At 63.0% G+C, this 6578-nt stretch carries 8 protein-coding genes; 5 read left to right on the top strand and 3 right to left on the bottom strand.

The genetic code is table 11. The annotated features are described in order from the left end of the window. Positions 1-165: 165 nt before the first annotated feature. The gene (locus ACVOK8_RS18970; protein ID WP_481568168.1) at positions 166-1068 is read right to left on the bottom strand and encodes a peptidylprolyl isomerase; all 903 of its coding nucleotides are present in this window, start codon (positions 1066-1068) and stop codon (positions 166-168) included. A 153-nt stretch (positions 1069-1221) separates the two neighbouring features. On the opposite strand from ACVOK8_RS18970, the gene ACVOK8_RS18965 reads away from it, so the two are divergent. The 4 genes from ACVOK8_RS18965 (at position 1222) to ACVOK8_RS18950 (ending at position 3696) form a co-directional block, all read left to right on the top strand. Further along, a complete protein-coding gene (locus ACVOK8_RS18965; RefSeq protein WP_296251505.1) occupies positions 1222-1584 on the top strand; it encodes a PadR family transcriptional regulator in 363 nt (120 codons plus the stop codon). Continuing rightward, on the top strand, positions 1584-2582 hold the full coding sequence (locus ACVOK8_RS18960) for a sensor domain-containing protein (protein WP_481568167.1): 999 nt from the start codon (positions 1584-1586) through the stop codon (positions 2580-2582). The genes ACVOK8_RS18965 and ACVOK8_RS18960 overlap by 1 nt, the downstream gene beginning before the upstream one ends. Positions 2583-3023: 441 nt before the next feature. Next, a complete protein-coding gene (locus tag ACVOK8_RS18955; RefSeq protein ID WP_481568166.1) occupies positions 3024-3380 on the top strand; it encodes a DMT family transporter in 357 nt (118 codons plus the stop codon). A gap of 1 nt (position 3381) precedes the next feature. Next, on the top strand, positions 3382-3696 hold the full coding sequence (locus tag ACVOK8_RS18950; protein WP_481568165.1) for a DMT family transporter: 315 nt from the start codon (positions 3382-3384) through the stop codon (positions 3694-3696). A gap of 227 nt (positions 3697-3923) precedes the next feature. Here ACVOK8_RS18950 and ACVOK8_RS18945 read toward each other — a convergent pair whose 3' ends face one another. Then, positions 3924-5237, bottom strand: a complete 1314-nt coding sequence (locus ACVOK8_RS18945) for a polyhydroxyalkanoate depolymerase (RefSeq protein WP_481530885.1) — start codon at positions 5235-5237, stop codon at positions 3924-3926. 81 nt (positions 5238-5318) lie between these two features. Then, positions 5319-5915: a class I SAM-dependent DNA methyltransferase gene (locus ACVOK8_RS18940; RefSeq protein ID WP_481568164.1), complete on the bottom strand. Its 597-nt coding sequence runs from the start codon at positions 5913-5915 to the stop codon at positions 5319-5321. Positions 5916-5978: 63 nt separating this feature from the next. On the opposite strand from ACVOK8_RS18940, the gene ACVOK8_RS18935 reads away from it, so the two are divergent. After that, positions 5979-6434 (top strand): CopD family protein, encoded by a 456-nt coding sequence (locus ACVOK8_RS18935; RefSeq protein WP_481568163.1) that lies wholly within the window; start codon positions 5979-5981, stop codon positions 6432-6434. Positions 6435-6578: the final 144 nt, after the last annotated feature.

Raw genomic sequence — 6578 nt, 5'->3', positions numbered from 1 at the left:
GCGCGCGAGTTGCCGGCCTGTGCCGGTTGGTGTCCCCCCCCGCTCTCAGCGGCCCTGGCGGCGCCCCGCCACCCCAGCCCCCCCCCCCCCCGCCCCCCCCACTACCCGGTTGGGGTGGCCGGTAAGGCCTCTGCCGAGCATGACTCGGCACTACAGGGATGCCTTTTAGCGGATGCGTACCGGCAACGGGATGTTGCACAGGTCGATATGGCCGGCGGCGCGCTTGTAGAAACCGTCCACGCGATTACGTCGCGCTTCCACCGCATCGGCGAAGGTCTTCGAATCGGTACGCAGCACTTGCAGCTTTACCCGCTGTGCTTCCGGCAATTCGTTGGCCAGGGTGATCGCCTTGATCTGCGTGCGTTGCGCGGGATCTTCATAGAAGCCCATCGGATCGGGGCCGCGCTTGATCGAGCTGAGCAGTTCCATGCCCTTGAGCACGCGCCCAACCAAGGTGATGTTGCGGTCCAGCTGACGCGGCGATTGACCGGTGACCACGTAAAGTTCAGCACCAACGCTGCTGTCCTCGTCGTTGTTGCGGCCAGCACCGAGCGCGCCGTAGCAATGCGCCAACCAGGCATTCTTGCCATCGCTGCCCACCGCGAAGTCGCCGACAAAACCGGTCCTGGCTGCCCAGCCATCACGGTCGGGCAGCGCGGTGAATGCCAAGCCTTCGAGCGGGCGCTGGAACTCTGCCGGCAGGTGGGTCTTGGCGCTGCCCATCGACTTGGCCTTGGCCGTATCGTCGGCATCAGCGTCGCCGAACTGGACCACGAAGTTGTCCTGCGAGCGGTAGATGCTCAGCCCGTCCCAGAAGTGCTCCTTGGCCATCGTGCGGATGTTGCCGGCGTGCTCGGGGGCGAACTGCGGGGCCAATTCGATGATGACGCGACCACCTTCCAGATCCATGTACAGCGTGTTCTCCGCCGCCGGGGTATGCCAGTCGCTGGCCGGGGCGGCATCGATGATCTCCTGCGCGCTGCGGTACTTGGCGGGGGCGTCGGCCGCCAGCAGCGGCAGCGGGGACAGCGACAGAGCCAGCGCAAGCAGGCAGGGACGTAGCGTCATCGGGCGCATTCCAGTTGGGTGTGGCCCGATTCTGCGCGATTGCCCGTGCCGCCCGCCAGCCTCATGACCGAGGTGGGGATGACTACCGGCATATTCACTATAGCGAACTAAGTACTAGTATCTGCTTCACGCTAGTCGGCAGGAGTGAAGGCCATGACTGAGTTGGATGCCCATCTACGCAAGTTCCAGAAGGAATTGAGCACAGGCACGGTGTCGCTGGCCTTGCTGGCGGTGCTGGCCAAAGCGCCGGAGCCGCTGTACGGCTATCTGATTGCCAAGGAGCTGGAGCGGGTTGGCGACGGGGTGCTCAGTGGCAAGCAGAGCGCGCTGTACCCGGTGCTGCGCAACCTGGAAGGTGCAGGCCTGCTGGAGAGTCACGTGGAGCCATCGGTGGCCGGACCGCCGCGGCGCTACTACCGCATCAATGACGACGGCCGCGCCGCGCTGCGGCAGTGGATAGCAGCGTGGAATGCCACCCGGGACTCGGTCGAGTCCGTACTGGAAGGAATCAACTGATGAATACCAAATACACCGCGCGAACGCTGCCGACGACGATTCCAGAATATCTGGACCAGCTGCGTGCCGCATTGAGCGGCGCTGACCTGGCAATGATCCAGGACGCGCTGTACGACGCGGAGGAATACCTGCGCTCGGAGCTGGCCGAGCAGCCGGGCAAGAGCGAGGCCGAGGTGATTGCTGGCGTTGCCGGCAGTTATGGCGCGCCTGAAGAAGTTGCGGAGATCTACCGCGAAACCGAAGTGACGGTGAATCGCGCACTGCGTACACCGCGGCCGCCAGTACGTGTGGCACCAGTTGTTGCAGCGGCGGCAGTCGAGTCCGCTGCATCGCCAACCGAGCCAGGTGTCGCGGCGCCGGTCCGCGAGCCTGCACCGCGCTCCTTGTTGGCACGCTTCTTCGGTGTGGCGATGGACCCGCACACGTATGGCGCGCTGTTCTACATGCTGTTGTCGCTGGCCACCGGCATCTTCTTCTTCACCTGGGTGGTCACCGGTTTGTCGCTGTCGGTATCGCTGCTGATCGTGATCATCGGTATTCCGGTCCTGCTACTGTTTCTGGGCTCGGTGCGGGTGTTGTCGCTGGTTGAAGGCCGCATCATCGAGACCATGTTGGGTGTGCGCATGCCGCGTCGGCCTACTTACACGGACCGCAGCCAGGGCTGGCTGCAGCGCATCGGTGCGATGTTCTCGGACGGCCGTACATGGCTGACGATGCTCTACTTTGTACTGATGCTGCCGCTGGGCATCCTGTACTTCACCGTGGCGACGACCTTGCTGTCGACCTCGTTGGCGCTGGTATTCGCACCACTTGTCTCGTTGTTCTCCAACCTGCCGATGGGGATCTGGATCGACGGCGTCAATGTCGGCAATGTGTTCTGGTTGTGGCCGGTGTTGGTGGGTGTAGGCGTGCTGCTGCTGTTTGGCACACTGCATCTGGCACGCGGCATTGGCAAGTTGCACGGGGCCATGGCAAAGCATCTGCTGGTGCGGTTGTAAGCACAGCGGATGGAAGGAATGCAGACGAGGGCGCCAAAGGCGCCCTCTTTTTGTGGTGCCGAGCCATGCTCGGTAGCGGCGTTACAGATAAACCCTTTTGTAGGAGCGGCGTCCGCCGCGAAGCTGGTAGAAGGCCAGATGGCAGAAATGCCCAACCAGTCATTGCTGCCAGCTTCGCGGCGGACGCCGCTCCTACGGTTCTGGATTGCTGGTAAGACCCATGCCGAGCACGGCTCGGCACTACGCTCCCTCCCTTTCGCGCAGCGAAGGGGAGGGCTGGGGAGGGGTTGGCTTTTCGCTGGCGGATTCAGTTGTAGCTTCGCGGCTTATGCCGCTCCTACAAGAAACCAGAGCGGGACGGTGTCTGTAGAGCCTCTGCCGAGCATGGCTCGGCACTACCTCGCGCTATGCTGGTGGCGGTTTTTATTTGTGGAGAACGCCGTGGCCAACAAGGGCTGGTTCTACGTGGCCCTGACCTGTCTGTTCGAACTGGTCTGGGTGTATGGCTTCAATGTGGCTGCCGCATGGTGGCATTGGATTCCGATCATCGCGGTGATCGTGGTGGACTTCCATTGGCTGGCCAAGGCCTGCGAGTCATTGCCCACCGGTACGGTGTACGCGGTGTTTGCCGCCGTTGGCACGGTGGGCACGGCGTTGATGGATATCTTCCTGTTCGATGGCAGCTTCAGCTTGGCCAAGGGTGTGTTCATGGCGGTGCTGGTGGCGGGCGTGATCGCGCTGAAGTTGGCCGATGGCAAGGCGGCCACCGAGCCTGACGTAAACGGGCAGGGAGGCTGATATGGGCTGGTTTCTGGTGATCGCCGCTGCCTTGATGGAGACGGTAGGCGTGATTGGCTTGAAGCGTTACAGCGGGCGCAAGAGTCTGTTGAACGCTGTGTTGTTCTTTGGCGGGTTCGGTGCTTCGTTCGTGCTGCTGTACCAGTCGTTCCGCTATATCCAGTTGAGCATTGCCTATGCGGTGTGGATTGGTTTGGGAACGGCGGCTGCGGTGCTGGTGAACATGTTGTTCTTTGGTGAGTCGCGCAATACGGCGCGCTTGCTTAGCCTGGCGGTGATTGTTGTCGGGGTTGTGGGCTTGAAGGCGGTTTCTTGAATGCAGAAGGCCCCGGGAGTGCCGGGGCCTTGGGATTTCGAGTCGTAATGATTTTGGTTTCGAGACGATTGCATTTGGCGTGACCTGACTAGCTTCGATCTGCCCTCACCCCAACCCCCGCTCCGCGCCCCAGCCCTCGCCAGCGCAAGGGCGTTCGATGGGCAGCGAACCAATGGTTCGCAAGCCGCCCCTCTCACCCCGCAGGGAGAGGGGCTTTAAGCCAAGGCTCAACGCTGCGCGCGGCGGCGTAGCGGGGTGACGTTGCTGCTGGCTTTCTTGGCCTTTTTTGCCGCCGGTTGTGCGGCTTGGGCGCTGAAGAAGTCGCGCATCTTCGGGTACACCACTTCGCGCCAGCGGCGGCCGCTGAAGATGCCGTAGTGGCCGGCGCCTTCGACGATGAAGTGGTCGCGGCGCGAGGCCGGGATGCCGGTGCACAGCGCCTGCGCCGCTTCGGTCTGGCCCAGGCCGGCGATATCGTCCAGCTCGCCTTCGATGCTTAGCAGGGCGGTATCTCGGATCGCCGACGGGTCGACGTGTTCGCCGCGCACATACCACTCACCACGCGGCAGCAGGAACTCCTGGAACACCACGCGGATGGTGTCCAGGTAGAACTGCGCCGGCATGTCGAGCACGGCGTTGTACTCGTCGTAGAAGCGGCGATGCGCATTGGCATCATCCAGATCGCCCTTGACCAGGTCGGTGTAGAAATCCCAGTGCGACATCAAATGGCGGCTCGGGTTCATCGACATGAAACCGGCGTGCTGCAGGAAGCCCGGGTAGACGCGGCGGCCCTGACCGGGATACGGCGCCGGAATGGTGTGGATGACGTTGTTCTCGAACCACGACATCGGATTGCGGGTGGCGAGGTTGTTGACCGCGGTCGGGCTGCAACGCGCATCGATCGGGCCGCCCATCATCACCAGCGAACGCGGCGTGGTTTCGCCACGGCTGGCCATCAGCGAGACGGCAGCCAGTACCGGTACGGTCGGCTGGCAGACGCTGACCACGTGCACGTTGTCGGCGCCGAGGTGGCGGATGAATTCCTGCACGTACTCGATGTAGTCGTCCAGGCCGAACTCGCCCTGTTCCACCGGCACCATGCGCGCGTCGACCCAGTCGGTGACGTAGACGCGGTGATCGCGCAGCAGGGTGCGCACGGTATCGCGCAGCAGGGTGGCGTGGTGGCCGGACAGCGGTGCAACCACCAGCACGATTGGCTGCGCCAACAGGGCTTCGACCTTGGAGGTTTCATTGCTGTGGCGCTTGAAGCGCAGCAGCTTGCAGAACGGCTTCTCCACTTCGGTGAGCTGGGCGATCGGCACGATCTCGCCATCAAGCTCCAGCTCGTGGATGCCCCATTCGGGCTTCTCATAATCCTTGCCGAGGCGATGGAACAGCTCGTTCATCGCCGCGAAGCGATCAGCGCCCGGCATCGACGACCACCAGTGGCCCGAATTATTGAAGAACGCCGCATTTGCCTGCGCCTGGTGAACCCAAGGCGCAAGCAAGTTGCGGGTCAATTCATGCAGTTGATAGAGCATGACGTCCCAATATGTACAGTCATATGATGCTGTGCAGCATAGCGCACTATGACATTTGCGGCGTTAAGCCGGTATCGGCCTTTAGTCGGCCCGTTCCAGCGCGGCGATGTCTTCGCTGAATGCGGGCCCCAGCCAGCAATGCGAGCCGACGCCGCGGAAACCCGCTTCACGCAGCTGGCGCTTGTACCAGCGGGCAGGGCGCTGCTGGAAGCCGTCGTGGTCGCCATGGAATTCGTCCTCGGCGGTGAACAGCTCCAGAAAGGCGACCCCGCCACACAGTTCGGCCAGGCCCGGCAGGCCCTTGCGCAGCTCGCGGCTGGGCACGTAATGGATCACGTCCGAGCAGATCAGCAGGTCGACCGGCGCGCAGGGGCGCAGCCACTGGAAGTCGCCGAAGCCGGCCATGTGCAGGTTGCGCGTGCGGCCATAGCGGCGCACCGCGTACTCACTGCTGTCGAAGCCCATGTACTGCAGTTTGGGCCGCAGCTTGAGCAGCGGCGCGCGCCAGGCACCTTCGCCGGCACCGATGTCGAGCACGCTGCGGATCGGGCGTTCGAGGTAGTACTCGGCTGCGGCGACAGCCAATTGCACCTTGCGGGCCAGGCGCGCTGCGCCGCCGATATCGTCGCGGCGGTACCAGCGTTGGAAGTAGTCGGCGTCGTACTGCTTGTCCTGCATGTGCGTGTCTTGTGCGGATGGGCGAAAATGGCGCTCATCCTACGCCGCCGATGGAGCCAGCGCATGCAGTCGTATTTTTGGGTAAAGACCTTTCACCTTGTTTTCGTGGTGGCGTGGATGGCGGCGGTGTTCTACCTGCCGCGGATCCTGGTCAATATCGCCGAGGCGGCGGGGCAGCCGCCGGTGGTGGAACGGCTGCAGTTGATGGGCAAACGCCTGTACCGGTTTGGCCACGTGATGTTTGGCATTGCTTTCATTCTTGGGCTGGTGCTGTGGCTGGGCTACAAGGTGTTGCCGGAATTTCCGACCATGGTGGCGCCGGGCGCTGCCGGTTGGCTGCATGCAAAGCTGGGATTGGTGGTCTTGCTGATGGTGTATTTCACCTTCACCGGGCGCTGGTTGAAGGGCACGATCAAGGGCAAGGCCCTGCCATCTTCTGGGACATTGCGCTGGTTCAATGAGCTGCCGTTGGTGCTGTTCATTGCCATCGTTTATTTGGTGCTGGCGAAGCCGTTCTGAGTTTTCTGCAGGGTTGCGAAGATCAACGGCACCCCTCCCAACCCTCCCCTTGGCTGCGCCAAAGGGAGGGCTCCTTTACGCCCCCACCCCTTGTCGCACCCAAAGGGCGGGGGGGGGGGGGGTTTCGCGTTGGGCCCAGTCCGC

Source organism: Stenotrophomonas sp. STEN083 (assembly GCF_056759195.1).
The sequence above is the reverse complement of the archived record's forward strand: the minus strand, read 5'-3'. Positions and strand labels throughout refer to the sequence as shown.